General features: G+C 64.0%; 16 protein-coding genes. 4 read left to right on the forward strand and 12 right to left on the reverse strand.

The genetic code is table 11. The features are described 5' to 3' along the window. Positions 1-32: 32 nt before the first annotated feature. The 3 genes from ACTJKT_RS10280 to ACTJKT_RS10290 all read right to left on the reverse strand — a co-directional run bounded on the left by ACTJKT_RS10280 (position 33) and on the right by ACTJKT_RS10290 (position 2,497). Positions 33-818 (reverse strand): PhzF family phenazine biosynthesis protein, encoded by a 786-nt coding sequence (locus tag ACTJKT_RS10280; RefSeq protein WP_440787004.1) that lies wholly within the window; start codon positions 816-818, stop codon positions 33-35. A 5-nt stretch (positions 819-823) separates the two neighbouring features. Then, a complete protein-coding gene (locus tag ACTJKT_RS10285) occupies positions 824-1,540 on the reverse strand; it encodes a helix-turn-helix transcriptional regulator (RefSeq protein WP_440787005.1) in 717 nt (238 codons plus the stop codon). A 78-nt stretch (positions 1,541-1,618) separates the two neighbouring features. Continuing rightward, the gene (locus ACTJKT_RS10290; protein ID WP_440787006.1) at positions 1,619-2,497 is read right to left on the reverse strand and encodes a LysR family transcriptional regulator; all 879 of its coding nucleotides are present in this window, start codon (positions 2,495-2,497) and stop codon (positions 1,619-1,621) included. A gap of 182 nt (positions 2,498-2,679) precedes the next feature. Here ACTJKT_RS10290 and ampC point away from each other — a divergent pair, with 182 nt between their 5' ends. Then, a complete protein-coding gene (ampC, locus tag ACTJKT_RS10295) occupies positions 2,680-3,870 on the forward strand; it encodes a class C beta-lactamase (protein WP_440787007.1) in 1,191 nt (396 codons plus the stop codon). Positions 3,871-4,054: 184 nt separating this feature from the next. Continuing rightward, positions 4,055-4,609: a UPF0149 family protein gene (locus ACTJKT_RS10300; protein ID WP_440787008.1), complete on the forward strand. Its 555-nt coding sequence runs from the start codon at positions 4,055-4,057 to the stop codon at positions 4,607-4,609. A gap of 78 nt (positions 4,610-4,687) precedes the next feature. Here the strand turns inward: ACTJKT_RS10300 and ACTJKT_RS10305 are convergent, their stop codons facing one another. The 5 genes from ACTJKT_RS10305 to ACTJKT_RS10325 all read right to left on the reverse strand — a co-directional run bounded on the left by ACTJKT_RS10305 (position 4,688) and on the right by ACTJKT_RS10325 (position 8,673). Further along, on the reverse strand, positions 4,688-5,074 hold the full coding sequence (locus ACTJKT_RS10305; protein ID WP_440787009.1) for a hypothetical protein: 387 nt from the start codon (positions 5,072-5,074) through the stop codon (positions 4,688-4,690). 453 nt (positions 5,075-5,527) lie between these two features. Then, a complete protein-coding gene (locus tag ACTJKT_RS10310; RefSeq protein WP_097304403.1) occupies positions 5,528-6,313 on the reverse strand; it encodes a sulfite exporter TauE/SafE family protein in 786 nt (261 codons plus the stop codon). Positions 6,314-6,509: 196 nt separating this feature from the next. Further along, entirely contained in the window at positions 6,510-7,043 is a 534-nt protein-coding gene (locus ACTJKT_RS10315) for a DUF3087 domain-containing protein (protein ID WP_440787010.1), read from the reverse strand. A 156-nt stretch (positions 7,044-7,199) separates the two neighbouring features. Beyond that, positions 7,200-7,808, reverse strand: a complete 609-nt coding sequence (locus ACTJKT_RS10320; protein ID WP_440787011.1) for a hypothetical protein — start codon at positions 7,806-7,808, stop codon at positions 7,200-7,202. A 94-nt stretch (positions 7,809-7,902) separates the two neighbouring features. After that, positions 7,903-8,673: a DUF533 domain-containing protein gene (locus tag ACTJKT_RS10325; RefSeq protein WP_440787012.1), complete on the reverse strand. Its 771-nt coding sequence runs from the start codon at positions 8,671-8,673 to the stop codon at positions 7,903-7,905. A gap of 212 nt (positions 8,674-8,885) precedes the next feature. Here ACTJKT_RS10325 and ACTJKT_RS10330 point away from each other — a divergent pair, with 212 nt between their 5' ends. Then, positions 8,886-10,007 (forward strand): HlyD family secretion protein, encoded by a 1,122-nt coding sequence (locus ACTJKT_RS10330; RefSeq protein WP_440787013.1) that lies wholly within the window; start codon positions 8,886-8,888, stop codon positions 10,005-10,007. Then, positions 10,004-11,596 (forward strand): DHA2 family efflux MFS transporter permease subunit, encoded by a 1,593-nt coding sequence (locus ACTJKT_RS10335; protein ID WP_440787014.1) that lies wholly within the window; start codon positions 10,004-10,006, stop codon positions 11,594-11,596. The genes ACTJKT_RS10330 and ACTJKT_RS10335 overlap by 4 nt, the downstream gene beginning before the upstream one ends. Positions 11,597-11,604: 8 nt before the next feature. On the opposite strand, the gene ACTJKT_RS10340 is transcribed toward ACTJKT_RS10335, so the two are convergent. The 4 genes from ACTJKT_RS10340 to ACTJKT_RS10355 form a co-directional block, all read right to left on the reverse strand. Next, positions 11,605-12,045 carry a carboxymuconolactone decarboxylase family protein gene (locus ACTJKT_RS10340; protein WP_097304409.1) on the reverse strand — a complete coding sequence of 147 codons (441 nt, stop codon included), beginning with the start codon at positions 12,043-12,045 and terminating at the stop codon, positions 11,605-11,607. Between the two features lie 215 nt (positions 12,046-12,260). Then, positions 12,261-13,700 (reverse strand): mechanosensitive ion channel domain-containing protein, encoded by a 1,440-nt coding sequence (locus tag ACTJKT_RS10345; protein ID WP_440787015.1) that lies wholly within the window; start codon positions 13,698-13,700, stop codon positions 12,261-12,263. Positions 13,701-14,247: 547 nt separating this feature from the next. Further along, positions 14,248-14,874, reverse strand: coding sequence for an isochorismate family cysteine hydrolase YcaC (ycaC, locus tag ACTJKT_RS10350; protein ID WP_097304411.1), 627 nt, complete (start codon positions 14,872-14,874; stop codon positions 14,248-14,250). Positions 14,875-14,930: 56 nt separating this feature from the next. Then, a complete protein-coding gene (locus ACTJKT_RS10355) occupies positions 14,931-15,614 on the reverse strand; it encodes an isochorismatase family protein (protein ID WP_025804943.1) in 684 nt (227 codons plus the stop codon). Between the last annotated feature and the right edge of the window lie 79 nt (positions 15,615-15,693).

The raw sequence follows: 15,693 nt of genomic DNA on the forward strand, positions 1-15,693 counted from the left end.
CTCATGATCCTGGCGAAGGGAACGCCAGGGCTTCAGATAAAGATCGTGCCCTTCAGATACAGCGCGCCCTGGCCGCTGATCAGAACCCGGCCGTTATCCAGCACCTCGCACCACAGCTGGCCCTTGCGCGCCCCGCCCTGCTCCGCGCTCAGCCGGGTTTTGCCCAGGCGCTGGGCCCAGTAGGGTGCCAGGGAGGTGTGGGCCGAGCCGGTGACCGGGTCTTCGTTGACCCCGACACTCGGGCCGAACCAGCGGGAGACGAAGTCGAACTGCTGGCCCGGCGCGGTGACGGCGATACCGCGCACATCGAAGTTGGCCAATGCGGCGAAGTCGGGCTTGAGGCCGGCGATGATCGCTGCGTCCTCGACCACCAGCAAATAGTCGTCGGTGCGGTACAGGGCTTCTGCGCGCGGCAGGCCGAGGGCTTGCAGCAGGCTCGGCGGAATCTCCACGGCCACCGGCTGCTTGGCCGGGAAGTCCATGGACAGGCGCTCGCCATCACGGCGCACGCGCAACTCGCCGCTGCGGGTGCTGAAGCGCAGCAGTTCGCTGGGTTCGTTCAGCTGTTCGAACAGCACCCAGGCCGCCGCCAGGGTGGCGTGGCCACAGAGGTCGACTTCCACGGTCGGGGTGAACCAGCGCAGCTCGAACAGCTCACCGTTGCGCACGAAGTAGGCGGTTTCCGAGAGGTTGTTCTCTTCGGCGATCCGTTGCAGCGTGGCATCGGGCAGCCAGGCGTCCAGCGGGCAGACCGCCGCCGGGTTGCCGCCGAAAGGCGTGGAGGAAAAGGCATCCACCTGAAAGATATCGAGCTGCATCGGCTTCACTCCTGTTGACTGGCTTGGTCTGTGGCCCGGATCTGGTCCAGGTAGTTGTAGATGGTGTAGCGGGTGACGCCCAGGGCCGCGGCGGCCTTCTCGATGCCGCCCTTGACGATGAACAGCCCGCGGTCCTGCATCTGGCGCACGGCGTCGAGCTTCTGGGCCTTCTTCATCAATGCCCGGCCGCCGGGGCAGGCTTGCTGAATGATTTCCGCCATCAGTTGCTCCATGTCCTGGGGCTCGTCGTGGCGCGGTTCGGGGGCTGCGCCCAGGCCCAGCAGCTCGCCCAGGCAGGCATGGGCGGCGGCGATGCCGCTGAGGTCGGCATTGGTGCACAGGGTGGCGAAAGGCTGGCCGCTGCTGTCGCGGTATACCACCGTCGAGCTGCGCAACGGGCGACCGTCGGGCGCGGTGGTCGGGTAGTTCTCCACCAGCACCGGCTCGCTGCCGGAGCTATCTTCCATGGCCCGGCGCACGGCGATAAACCCCAGGTCCTCGCGCGGCCCGGCCAGCACCGGGCTGCCGACCCGGCGACCGGTGACATGGCCATTGGCGATGGCAACGATGGAGGCCTCGGGCCGGGTCAGGTCATGCAGGACGATTTCGGTGTGCCGGCCCACCACGCTGCCGAGCATGTTCAGGGTGCTGTGCAGCACCTTGAACACCAGCTGGCGTTCGGCGGCACACTCAGGGGAAAAAGGGCTGCTGGGGGTTTTCATGGCGGTTTCGCAGAAAAAGAATCCGACGAAAATATCAACACCAAGTTGAATATTCAACTTAATGTTGATAAAAGTCATTCAGCCTTCCTCTACGGTCCCCAACAGCCATTCCTTGAACGCCAGCATCGCCGGGCTCTGCGCCCGTGACTGCAAGCGGGTCAGCCAGTAGCTGCCGGTGGTGATGCCCACCGCGAACGGCTGGACGATGCTGCCGGCGTGCAGCTGCCGGGCGAACATCAGCGGCGGCGCCAGGGCTATGCCTATGCCCTGCTGCGCGGCTTCCATCATGCCCAGGGACGAGTCGAAGACGATGCTGCGCGACGGCAGGGTGCTGGCGGGCAAGCCGGCGGCGCTGAACCATTCCGGCCATTCGTCGGTGCGGTAGGAGCGCAGCAGGGTCTGGCCAAGCAGGTCGGCGGGGCTGTGCAGTTGCCGCGCCAGCTCCGGTACGCAGAGCACCGACAGCGGCGCTTCCAGCAACTGGATGGCATCGGTGCCGTGCCAGGCACCGCTGCCGAAACGGATGGCGTAGTCCAGGCCTTCGGCGGCAACGTCGACCCGGTTGTTGTGGGTCGACAGGCGCAGGTCGATAAACGGATGGCGGGCCTGGAAGTCCTCCAGGCGCGGCAGCAACCAGCCAACGGCAAAGGTACCGACCGCGCCGACGCTGAGCATCTCGCGGTAGTGCCCGCCTTCGAAGCGGCCGAGGGTTTCGGCGATGCGATCGAAACACTCGCACAGCACCGGCAGCAGGGTTTCGCCCTCGCTGGTCAGCATCAGCCCGCGGGGCAGGCGCTTGAACAGGGTGACGTTGAGCTGGGCCTCGAGGCTTTTCACCTGATGACTGACCGCCGCCTGGGTCACGCACAGCTCGATGGCCGCGCGGGTAAAACTCAAATGCCGCGCCGAGGCCTCGAAGGCTCGCAGGGCATTCAGCGGCAGATGGGGTCGGATCATGAGCATTCCCTAGTTTTTCTAATGGCTCCTGCGAAATATCGTCGTTTGCCGATCCTTCGCCGACCGCCTACATTGAGCCGGCTCGCAGCGCCCTGCCCCCTGAGTGCAGGTGCAGGCGCTGGCAAAAGCCGCTCGGAGTGTAGCGGCCATCACCCTGCAAAATCATGGAATTTCAGCCCATCATGCACAACAAAAACCTAGCCCTATCTGGATTTTTCGCCGTTTCCCTGCTGCTGTCCGGTACCAGCGCCTGCTTGGCCGCCAGCCAGCCGGACAGCGCGCTCAAGCCCCTGGTCGACGCGGCGATCCGCCCGCTGATGCAACAACAGGACATCGCCGGCATGGCGGTGGCCATCAGCATCAAAGGGCAGCCCCATTACTTTAACTACGGCCTGGCCTCCAAAGAGGAGCAGAAAGCCGTCGACGCCGACACGCTGTTCGAGGTCGGCTCGGTGAGCAAGCTCTTCACCGCGACCCTGGGGGCCTATGCCCAGGCCAGCGGCAAACTGTCCCTCAACGACCCGGCCAGCCGCTACCTGCCGGCGCTGAAAGGCAGCGCTTTCGAGCACATCAGCCTGTTGCAACTGGGGACCTACAGCGCCGGCGGCCTGCCCTTGCAGTTCCCGGCGCAGTGGGACAGCCAGGACAAGATGCTCGGCTACTACCAGGCCTGGAAACCGGCCTTTGCCCCCGGCGCCCAGCGCCTGTACTCGAACCCGAGTATCGGCCTGTTCGGCTACCTGGCCGCGCAAAGCCTGGGCCAGCCCTTCGAGCAATTGATGGAGCAGAAGCTGTTCCCGCAACTGGGCCTGCAGCACAGCTATATCCAGGTGCCGAACTCGCAGATGGGCAATTACGCCGAGGGCTACGGCAAGGACGGCAAGCCGGTGCGGCTCGGCCCCGGTGCCCTGGATGCAGAAGCCTACGGGGTGAAGACCAGCGCCGCCGACCTGCTGCGTTTCGTCCAGGCCAACCTCAAGCCCGAGTCGCTGCCGCAACCCTGGCCGCAGGCAATCGCCATCACCCACACCGGCTACTACCAGGTCGAAGGCATGACCCAGGGCCTGGGCTGGGAGCTCTACCCCTACCCGCTCAGCCTGAATGCCCTGCTGGCCGGCAACTCGTCGCAGATGGCCTTCGAACCGCACCCGACCCGCTGGTTCAGCCCGCCCCAGGCACCACAGGCCAATGCCCTGCTGAACAAGACCGGTTCCACCAACGGCTTCGGCGCCTATGTGCTGTTCGTGCCCGGCAAGGACATCGGCCTGGTGCTGCTGGCGAACAAGAACTACCCCAACGCCGAACGAGTGAAGGTCGCCCATGCCCTGCTCGATGCCCTGGACAAGCAGGTCGGCGCGGCGACGCAACCCTGAGAAAAACAGCGGCCGGGTCGATTGACGGACCAGGCCGCTGGACCGGCTGGGGGCACGCCTTATCCATCACAACGCGCTCCGCGACGATGATCGGCGCTGGATAAAACTGGCGGAACGCGCCATCCTCCGCGTCTTTTTTCCGCGCAGCCCCTGGGGGGCGCACGTTTTTCCAAGGAAGCCGTCCATGCACAACCAGCCGCTCAGCCCCGCCGAGTTCGAATTCATCGAAGACACCCTGCTCAAATACGGTGACGACCACTCCGTGCTCAACCTGGCCGAGCTCGACGGCTTTTGCACCGCCCTGGTGTCCGGCCCGGCCCAGGTGGACATCGCCGAATGGTTCCCGGCCATCTGGGGCGGGCAGAACCCGGACTGGCAGGACCCCGAGGAGTGCAAGCGCTTCATCGAGCTGAGCGTGCGCCACCTGAACGCCCTCGCCACCGCACTGGCGAGCGACTCGGCGAGCTTTCAGCCGCGCTTCGAACAGACCGAACATCAGGACCAGCCGCTGACGCTGGCGGAAGAATGGTGCTTCGGCTACCTCCGCGCCATGGCCGTCAGCAACTGGCCCGAGCTCCCTGCCGCCCAGGCCGCCCAGCTGCAAGCCATCATCACCTGCGCCGAACAGGACAACTTCGAACTGCCGGCCGACCTGGATCTGGTTCAGCATCGTCAGACTGTCGCCAGTGTCGAACAGGCAGCCCGTGGGCTGCACGATTACTGGTTGGCGCAACGCTGAGAGTGGCGTGAGGGTAGGTCACTCGCCTGCCCTCAGGCTCCAGGCCAGCGAGCCAGGCTGCATCGTGAATAGTGCGGACTAGCTTCTTATTATCGTCATCGCTATGTACTCCAGGCCCAGGCTCACCAGCAGCCCGCCCATGATCCAATGCGAAATAATCAGTCTTCTTTTAAGAGGCTGAGGAAAGTTGTTTATCTCATCAGCATCCAACAATCCCCTTCTAATGAAGAAGCCGGGACATGCCAGATAACCCGCTACCACCCCCACCATCATCATCCGCCCCCAGGCTCCCATATGCAGATAGAACCTGTTGCCGGTGATCATCTGGCAGTTTTTGACATGCCTGAGCATCTCATCCATGCGGGTATATCCCCAGTAGATATAGATACCGATCATGGTGAACATACCGAGAAAAGTTATCCCGATAAAAACACCAAGCACGATATGTGCGGTAGTGATTACCATGCGTTCCTTCCTTCATAAATCAGCTCTCCCAAAAACTCCCCGGCTGGTTCTTCACCTTCACGGGCAAAATAGGGCTACCACCGTTCCGCAAAGCTTGTTGTCGGGCCGGCAATAACCTTGTCGCCTGTTGTGGGGGGGGGGCGCCTTCCCTGATAACAAAAGTCATGGAGTACGTTCCTGGTGAGGGATGGGCCTCGAACGTAACGACGGGGATCAAGCTGCTGAATCAGGGGATCCTGAAATTCAAAGATCTGGGTGTAGCCACTGACGCCATCGCGGGCAAGCCTCGCTCCTACTGAAGAAGCCCACGCGCGAATGCCATCCAGGGAATAATCCCATCCACAGTACTCGCTTCAGTTGTGCTGGACGCCAGTGCTGGTCCAACAGGAAAGGCGCGCCCCAAAAACACAAAAGCCTCCCGCAGGAGGCTTTGGCTCGACCCGCCGCGCGGGTTCAGAACGCCAGCTTGTAACCGATGGAAAACAGCATGACCGCCAGGAACGGCCGCAGCAGTTCGTCCGAGACGCGGCCGGTCATGTGGCTGCCGAGCCAGATCCCCGGCAGCGAGCCCATCAGCAAAAAGCCCAGCAGTTGCCAGTCCATGTTGCCCATGCTCGCGTGCCCCAGGCCGGCGACCAGGGTCAGGGGCACGGCGTGGGCGATTTCAGTGCCGACCAGGCGCTTGGTGGCCAGGAAGGGGTACAGGATGAACAGCGCCACGGTGCCCAGGGCGCCGGCGCCGATGGAGGTCAGGGCGACCATGGTGCCGAGGATCACGCCGGTGACCACCGTCAGCCCGTTGAGGCTGGAGTCCTTCAGGTGGTAGTGATCGCCGGCATGCTTCTGGGCAAAAGCCAGGAGCTTTTTCTTGAACAGGATCGCCAGCGCGGTGAGCAGCAGCACAAAGCCCAGGGCCTGCTTGATCACGCTGTTCAGCGCTTGCGGGTCGGTGTCCAGGCTCTTGAGGAACCACAGGGTGGCCAACACCGCGGGCACGCTGCCCAGGGTCAGCCAGCCGGTGATCTTCCAGTCGATGTTGCGGTTTTTCTGATGGACCAGCACACCACCGGACTTGGTGATGGCGGCGTACAGCAGGTCGGTCCCCACAGCGGTCGCCGGGTTGATACCAAACCACAACAGGATCGGGGTCATCAGCGAACCGCCTCCCACCCCCGTCATCCCCACAATGAAACCCACCAACAGGCCCGCGATTACAAAACCGAAATTACCCACATCCATCAATAAGCCCTACGCATCAACCGCGGCCAGGTAAAAAACTGGCGGCAGCATAGCGGCTAATGCTTATGTCCATTTATATAAATAAAATCTAACCTTATAACTCTTTGCCTTTTTGTCATGTATCCAGCGCATGAAACCCTCAGACTTCATGCACCAATCACATGTCGAAATTGGCTCGAAACCGCCCTTCTTCAGCTTATTTTGCTACTGGAATCCGCTTCACCGCGTCGATCCAGTCAGGATTCAAACGCTTCTGCTCGGTGTCCATGCCCAGGGCTTCCATTCGCTCCTTGTGCCGGTCGATCTCATGCACCGCCTGGCTCAGCGCACTGGAGTTGGCATCCAGCTGGTGCATCTGGGTCAGGCCCAGGTGGTAGAAGCGCAGCAGTTTCATCGCCGTCGGGTCTTGGGCATCAACGCCGGCGGTGACGTGGTGCATGACATTGGTCACGCTCATCAGGCTGCGCTTGAGCTGCCAGCCGTAGACCGCCGCGGCCATCCACGGCTGCGACCAGAAGCGCAGGCGCATCAGCACGATGCTCAGCACCAACCCGGCCAGCACGCCGGCGACATTCAGGCGGAAGTTATCGCCGCCCGGCGTGCCGAACAGCAGCACCGCGGCGCTGGACAGCAGCATGGCCAGGGATAGGAAGATCAAGGCGATAAACAGCGTGCTGCGGCGGGTTTGCTGGCGAAAACTCTCGGGGTTCTGCGGCTGGATCTCGAACATGGCAACTATGCTTGCGTGGCGGACAGGTCGGGCATTATCACCTCGCCGGCGCCCGGAGATGGCAAATAAATCCGCGCTGCGACAATCCACCCCGGCCATCGATGGCGCCACCCGCACCGCCGAAGCGCTGCGGGTGGCCGGGTACTTCGCCCCCCCTCAGATCGCGCGGATATCGATCTCGTAATCGCAGCGGCTGCTTTCATCCAGGTACTTGAGCTGCTGGCTGATGGCGTACAGCTCGGCCAGTCCCAGCTCGTCGCGCAATCCGGTGAAGAAGTCGCCGTTCACCGGCCATTGCAGGTGCTGGTCGATGCCCAGGGCGTGGGTGATGCGGTGGTAGCGGTCGACGCCGGTCATGCGGATGCGCGCATGCCCGGCGTCGAACTGCAGGATCTCGAAACGGTATTCCGGATTGGAGGTAAAGACTCCCGCGAGCACCAGCGTGGTGATGCCCCGGGCATTGCGCTCCAGCTCGGGTTTCCTCGCCATGTGGCGCTGCGCCAGGCTTTTGCCGTGCTGGTAGAAGGTCCGGCTGGACAGTTCCTGCATGCGCTCCAGGCCAAACAGCTCGCCGGCCTGCTTGAGCATCTGGCCGTAAAAGGACGCGGTGATACTGGATTGCGACTGGGTCAGTTCCAGCAGCGAGTCGGGGTAGAAATCATGGACCAGCGTCTGCCAGTCCATGTACGGGTGATAGACGTCCTGCGCCCTGAAAAATGCCGATTGCCTGAAGATGTCCGGCAGCTCTCGATTGAGTGAACTCATGGCGTATCGCTCCTTGAAAGATGAATATCCCTGTTGCCGCACTCCCGTCATGGGTCATGGACCGGCCCCACCCGGGGCCGGTCCGCGTTGTTGATCAGGCCGCCCCGCCCTTGGCCTGCTGTTCCAGATGCACTTGCAGCTCGGGGTCGATCCGCAGCGCCGCCGCCAGCTCGTCCAGGTAGCTGCGCTCGGCGTCCTGCTGGTCGTCCACCAGCATCACGCTGGCCAGGTACATTTCCGCCGCCATGCCCGGCTCGCCCGCGGCCGATTGGGCCACATCGGCGGCGTCCAGGGGACGGGCGACTTCGTCGTCGAGCCATTGCTGCAATTGCGGGTCATCGGTGTGCCGGCCGATCTCGGCGCTGATCAATTGTTTTTCCTGCTCGTCGATGCGGCCATCGGCCTTGGCCGCGGCGATCAGGGCACGGAGGATCGCATGGCTGTGTTCCTCGACTTCCGGGCCGGCCAGTTGGTCGACGGTGCGCAACGCCTGTTGCGGCGCCGCCGATTGCTGCTGTTGTTGCCAGGCTTGGTAAGCCTGGAACGCCATCATCCCCAGGGAAGCCAGTGCTGCGTAGTTCATGCCAGCGCCGGAACGGCCTTGAGGGCTTCCGCCGGACGTCGCGCCGCCAGAGATCGCGCCGCCCAACCCGGAACCGCCCAGCAGGCCGCCCAACAGGCCTCCCAGCCCGCCAGCGCCCAGGCCACCCGGGGCTCCGCCGCCGCTGTTACCGCCCAACAGACCACCGAGCAAGCCACCCAGGCCTCCCAGGCCATCCTGCGGTGCCGAGGCCCCGCCACCCTGCTGCGTCATCGAGGCCTGGCCGGCGCGCAGCAACTGTTCAAGCAAATCACTGGTGTTCATGGCATCGCTCTCTTCGGGCAGTTATTCAGATTGTCAACAATAGTCTTCGCCACGGCTTGCGCCAACTGCTTCCGCTTGGGCCCTGGCCCCTCGCTCGTGTCAGCCGCCAATACCCCCAGGTCGCACCTGACGATCGGCAGGAAAATTGTGTTGCAATAAAATATTACAAACATAATATTTCAATCGTAATATTTCCACTCCAGGTACCTGCCATGACCAGCCTGCCCGCCATCGATCCTGCCACTGTCGCCGCCCCGGCCAGGCCACCTTTGCTCAAGCGCCTGCTACTTACCGCCCTGGCGTTGGTGGCCCTGGCGGCGCTGGTGCTCTACGGCCTGCACTGGTGGACCAGCGGGCGTTTTATCGAGCAGACCGACGACGCCTATATAGGCGGCGACGTGACGGTGATCGGGCCCAAGGTGGCCGGCTACATCGAGCAGGTGCTGGTCAGCGACAACCAGCGGGTCAAGGCCGGCGACCTGCTGATCCGCCTCGACTCGCGGGATTACCGCGCCAGCCTGGCCAAGGCCGAAGGCGCGGTGGCCGCCGAGGAAGCGCTGCTGGCCAACCTGGATGCCACCGAACAGTTGCAGCACGCGGTGATCAGCCAGGCCCGCGCCGGGATCGACGCCACCGCCGCGGAAATGACCCGCTCGCGCGACGACAATGCCCGCTACAAACGCCTCGTCGGCAGCTCGGCGGTGTCGGTGGAAAGCGCGCAACGGGCCGAGGCCGGCTTCAAGACCGCCCAGGCCCTCAACACCCGGGCCCAGGCCGAGCTGCTGGCGACCCAGCGCCAGTTGCAAGTGATCGCCACCCAGAAACTGCAGGCCAAGGCAGCCTTGCTCCAGGCCCGCGCCGAACGCGACCTGGCGCAACTGAACCTGGGCTATACGGAAATCCGCGCGCCCATGGACGGAGTGATCGGCAACCGCCGGGCACGCAACGGCGCCTACACCCAGGCCGGCGCGCAACTGCTGTCGCTGGTGCCAGCCAGCGGCCTGTGGGTGGACGCGAACTTCAAGGAAGACCAGTTGCAACACATGAGCCCGGGGCAGCGCGTGGTGATCCGCGCCGACGTGCTGCCCGGCCGGGAATTCCACGGCCACCTCGACAGCCTGGCACCGGCCACCGGCGCGCAGTTCAGCGTGCTGCCGCCGGAAAACGCCACCGGCAACTTCACCAAGATCGTCCAGCGGGTGCCGGTGCGGGTGATCCTCGATCCGCAGGACGCGGTGCTCGGCCAGCTGCGCCCCGGCCTCTCGGTGACGGCTGCGGTCAATACCCGGGGCGAACCCGCGACGCCTGAACCGGCCGTGGCCAGCGCGCCATGAGCCGCGCCCTCGCCGCCCCGGCCCAGCCATTCGATGCCGCCAGCATGGCCACGGCGACCAAGGTCTTCGCCTTCGCCACCATGTGCATGGGCATGTTCATCGCCCTGCTGGATATCCAGATCGTCTCGGCCTCGTTGCGCGATATCGGTGGCGGACTGTCGGCCGGCACCGATGAAACCGCCTGGGTGCAGACCAGCTACCTGATCGCCGAAATCATCGTCATCCCGCTGTCGGGATGGCTGTCGCGGGTGTTCTCCACCCGCTGGCTGTTCTGCGCCTCGGCGGTCGGTTTCACCCTGGCCAGCCTGCTGTGCGGTGTGGCCTGGAACATCCAGAGCATGATCGTGTTTCGCGCCCTGCAGGGGTTTCTCGGCGGCTCGATGATCCCCCTGGTGTTCACCACCGCGTTCTTTTTCTTCACCGGCAAGCAGCGGGTGATCGCCGCGGCGACCATTGGCGCGGTGGCGTCCCTGGCGCCGACCCTGGGCCCGGTGATCGGCGGCTGGATCACCGAGGTGTCGAGCTGGCACTGGCTGTTCTACATCAACCTGCTGCCAGGGGTTTTCGTCGCCGTGGCGGTGCCCATGCTGGTGCGGATCGACCAGCCGGAACTGGCGCTGCTCAAGGGCGCCGACTACCTGAGCATGCTGTTGCTCGCGCTGTTTCTCGGCTGCCTGGAATACACCCTGGAAGAAGGCCCGCGCTGGAACTGGTTCAGCGACAGCACCATCCTCACCACCGCCTGGGTTTCCGGATTGGCCGGCCTGGCCTTTATCGGCCGCACCCTGCAGGTGGCCAACCCGATCGTCGACCTGCGCGCCCTGAAGGACCGCAACTTTGCCCTCGGCTGTTTCTTTTCCTTCGTCACCGGCATCGGCCTGTTCGCCACCATCTACCTGACGCCGCTGTTTCTCGGCCGGGTGCGCGGCTACAGCGCGCTGGATATCGGTATGGCAGTGTTTTCCACCGGGGTGTTCCAGGTGCTGGCGATCCCGCTGTATGCCTTCCTCGCCAACCGCATCGACCTGCGCTGGATCATGATGGCGGGCCTGGGGTTGTTCGCCCTGTCGATGTGGGATTTCAGCCCTATCACCCATGACTGGGGGGCCAGGGAATTGCTGCTGCCGCAAGCCTTGCGCGGCATCGCCCAGCAACTGGCGGTGCCGCCGGCGGTGACCCTGACCCTAGGCGGGCTGGCGCCGGCGCGGCTCAAGCATGCCTCGGGGCTGTTCAACCTGATGCGCAACCTCGGCGGCGCCATCGGCATCGCTGCCTGCGCCACCATTCTCAACGACCGCACCAACCTGCACTTCACCCGCCTGGCCGAACACCTCAACAGCAGCAACGAAGCGCTCAACCAATGGCTGGCCCGGGTCGGCGGCAACTTCGCGGCGCTGGGCCAGAGCGGCGACGAAGGCGTCAGCGCCAGCCTGCGCCAACTCTGGCAGCTGACCTATCGCGAAGCGCAGACGCAAACCTACGGCGATGCGTTCCTGATGATCATGCTGTGTTTCATCATCGCCACGGCCATGGTGCCCCTGATGCGCAAGGTCACCCCGCCGTCGGCGCCGTCAGCCGACGGCCATTGAGCCTGGAATCAGGCCTGGGGCATTTTGCGGAAACCCACGGCCAGGCGGTTCCAGCTGTTGATGGTGGCGATTGCGACACTCAGGTCGACCTGCTCGCTGGGGCTGAACTGGCTGCTCAGCAGCTCGTAGTCGGCATCCGGCGCGTGGGTTTCGCTCAACCGGGTCAGGGACTCGGTCCAGGCCAGGGCGGCCCGTTCGCGGTCGGTGAAGAACGGCGTTTCGCGCCAGACCGAAACCGCGTACAGGCGGCGCTCGGTTTCCCCGCTCTTGCGCGCATCAGCGGTGTGCATGTCGACGCAGAAGGCGCAGCCGTTGATCTGCGAGGCGCGCAGCTTCACCAGCTCGATCAGCGACTTTTCCAGGGGCAGTTTCGAGACCGCGGTTTCCAGGGCGATCATGGCTTTGAGGGCGTCCGGCGAAGCGGTGTAGAAGTCGATACGCGGTTGCATGGGATGGCTCCAGATCAAGTGAATGTAGCGCTACGTTAAGCCCGGGCGCGGTCCGTACCAATAACCAATTCCGGCCAAGACCAGGTGACCAATGTCTCCCTCTCTTTTGTAGGAGCGCAGCTTGCGCGCGATAGCGTCAGTCCAGGCACTGCGGTGGATGGCCGCTGCGCGGATCGCGAGCAAGCTTCGCTCCTACAGGGGATGTGCATTGACGGTCAGGCGCGGCGGCGCAGCCACTGCATGAAGCCTTTTTTCACCACCGGCCGCGGGGTTTCCTGGGTCAGGGTCTGGGCGATGTGCTGGCGGAAATCCAGGAGGTTTTTCATCGCCTCGTGGATATCGCGCCGCGCGTCCAGGCAGGGCTTGAGGTATTCGTTCTCGATGCGGTACAGGGTGCAGAAGGTCTTGGCCGAGAAGTCCGCCGCGGTCGCCTGATCGGCGATGCCCGCCTCGCCTATCACTTCGCCCGGCCCCATGCGCCCGGCCTCGAACGGCTTGCCATCGCGGATCAGGCTCACCGAGACCACCCCCGACTCGATGATCAGCAGGTGATCGCTGACCTCGCCCGCCGGCAGGATGGTCTCGCCGGCACGGAAGGTCTGCAGGCTCATGTTCTGGCTGAAGGTTTCCTTCTCTTCCTGGCGCAGGGTGGAGAAGATGCTCGAGCTGTCCAGCAGCGCCCGCGGTCGCGACAAGTTGCCCGGCACGCTGCTTTCACCGCTGGACAGCAGGCTGACGCCGGACGCCTGCAAGTGACGGAAGGCCAGGTCGAACAGCTGGTTGCGCACTTCGCGCTTCTGCCCCATGGAGGCCACGAAGCCGCTGATCTCGTATTCCACCCCGGCGTTGCCCGAGCTTTTCAAGGCCACGCTGGGGGCCGGCTTGGGGAGCAGGAAACGGCAACCGAGCATGGCCCGCTCCAGCGCCTCGATCACTGTTTGCGGCCGCGCATGGGGGCTGACCTGGAGGCTGATGGACAGCCCGTGCATATCAGCGGGACGACTGAAGTTGATGATCTTGGCCTTGGCCGCCATGGAGTTGGGAATCACCGCCATGCTGCCCTGGGAGGTCTGCAAGCGGGTGGCGCGCCAGTCGATGTCGGTGACCCGGCCTTCGGTGCCGTCGATGGAGATCCAGTCATCGAGCTGATAGGGCTTGGTAGTGTTCAACACGATGCCGGAAAACACGTCGCTGAGGGTGCTTTGCAACGCCAGGCCGACAATGATCGCCACCGCGCCGGAGGTGGCCAGCACACCCTTGACCGGCAACTCCAGCACATAGGCCATGGCGGCGATGATGGCGATCAGGAAAATCACCGCGCCCATCAGGTCCTGCAACAGTCGCCCGGTATGCCCGACCCGTTGCATCATCAGGGTGCCGAGCACCACCGTCAGGGTCCGCGCGCCGAACAGCCACCAACCGATCTGCAACCCCGTGGCGGCCAGGTGCAGCGGCACGTCCTCCGGCCAGGGCGCCGCCTGCATCGGGTTCAGGCCCTGGTTGAACAGCAGCACGCTGTACAGGGTGAAGATCAGCACCCGCACCAGCAGTTTCCAGTAACCGCCCCGCGCGCCCATCAAGCGCCACAGCAGCATGTCCAACAGGAGCAGGGCCAGCGCGGCGAACAACGGGTGGTCGGCGAACAGAATCGACATCAAGCAACTCCAGCACGGTCAGAGGCGCGACAATCTCACACAAGCGACCTTGCAGGTATAGCCGGAAAAACAAAAACAGGGGCCTCGTGGGAGGCCCCTGTGCGGAACGATGTCGTTCACCTCTGTAGCCGCTGGCATCGCTTGCCTTCGACGTAGTAACCGTCGGCAGTTCGACCGGTAGATCGCATGCCCTGGATTGCGCTGGCTACGCCAGCGATCGCAGCCTTCGGCAGCGGCTACAGGGATCGTGATGCCGGGTAGCCGCTGCCGAGCTTGCGAGGCTGCGATCGGCAACGCAGTTGCCGCACCCCCTGGGCCCCGGACCTGCCTGGAAAATGCGTTGGCCGGTTTACGGGGCTGCGCCCCGATCGCAGCCTTCGGCAGCGGCTACAGGATTGTGATACCGGGTAGCCGCTGCCGAGCTTGCGAGGCTGCGATCGGCAACGCAGTTGCCGCAACCCCTGGCCCCGGACCTGCCTGGAAAATGCGTTGGCCGGTTTACGGGGCTGCGCCCCGATCGCAGCCTTCGCCAGCGGCTATCGGCAGGTCATTTGCCGGAGGTCAGGGTGGTGTAGCTGGTGATCAGGTTGCGGTAGTCCGGGATGTGGTTGGAGAACAAGGTGCCCAGGCCCTCGATGTCGTTGCGCCAGTCGCGGTGCAGCTCACAGGCCAGGCCGAACCAGGTCATCAGCTGGGCGCCGGCGGTGGACATGCGGTTCCAGGCCGAATCGCGGGTCAGCTCATTGAAGGTGCCGGAAGCATCGGTCACCACGAACACCTCGAAGCCTTCTTCCAGGGCCGACAGCGCCGGGAAGGCCACGCAAACCTCGGTCACCACCCCGGCAATGATCAGCTGCTTCTTGCCGGTGGCCTTGATTGCCTTGACGAAGTCCTCGTTGTCCCAGGCGTTGATCTGGCCCGGCCGGGCAATGTAGGGCGCGTCCGGGAACAGCGCCTTGAGCTCGGGCACCAGCGGGCCGTTGGGGCCGGTTTCGAAACTGGTGGTGAGGATGGTCGGCAGCTGGAAGTACTTGGCCAGGTCGGCCAGGGCCAGCACGTTGTTCTTGAACTTGTCCGGGTCGATGTCGCGCACCAGGGACAGCAGGCCAGCCTGGTGGTCCACCAGCAGCACGGCGGCGTTGTTCTTGTCGAGACGCTTGTAGGCAGTAGTCATGGGGTAGTCCTCGCTTCTTATCGATACCGACTGGAAATCGGCGTGGGGGTGTTCGCTCAGCGCTGGGAATCCAGCACTTCGTGTTCATTCGCCACTTGCTGGGCCTTGAGGTAGCTCTCGATCAGCAACTGATAGTGCGGCATGGCCTGGGCGTAGACCGCGGCCCATTGCTCGGCGTCCGGGCGGTTCCACGAACCTTGCAGTTCAGAAAGCGTAGCCATGATGTCGATCGGTACCACCCCGGCCTGGGCCAGGCGGGCGATTGTCAGATCAGTGGCCAGCCGCGAATGGTTGCCCGAGGCATCGACCACCGCGAACACCTTGTAGCCTTCATGCACCGCGGCAATCGACGGAAATGCCAGGCAGACGCTGGTCAGGGTGCCGGCGATTACCAGGGTTTTCTTGCCGGTGGCCTCGACCGCCGCCCGGAACTCGGGATTGTCCCAGGCGTTGATTTCACCTTTGCGCGCCACGTACTGGGCATGGGGCGCCTCCTGGTGGATTTCCGGGATCAGCGGGCCGTTGGGCCCCTGGGGCACCGAGGCCGTGGTGATCACCGGCATCTGCAACAGGGTCGCGGCTTTCGCCAGGGCGATGGCATTGGCCCGCAGTTGCGGCACGTCCATGTCCTTGACGATCTGGAACAGCCCGCTCTGGTGGTCGATCAGCAGCATCGCCGCATCGTTGGGGTCGATGGTCGGTTTCAGGCCATTGAAGTTGGCCGCGTTGAGGTTGTTCATGTGCAGTTCCTCTTGTGTCTGAGGCATTTATTTAAGGCAACAGCCATCCCTGGCCCTGAAACCGGCCTACGCGTCCTGT

The organism is Pseudomonas sp. 22526, assembly GCF_052044735.1.
In the GTDB taxonomy this organism is placed as follows: domain Bacteria; phylum Pseudomonadota; class Gammaproteobacteria; order Pseudomonadales; family Pseudomonadaceae; genus Aquipseudomonas; species Aquipseudomonas piscium.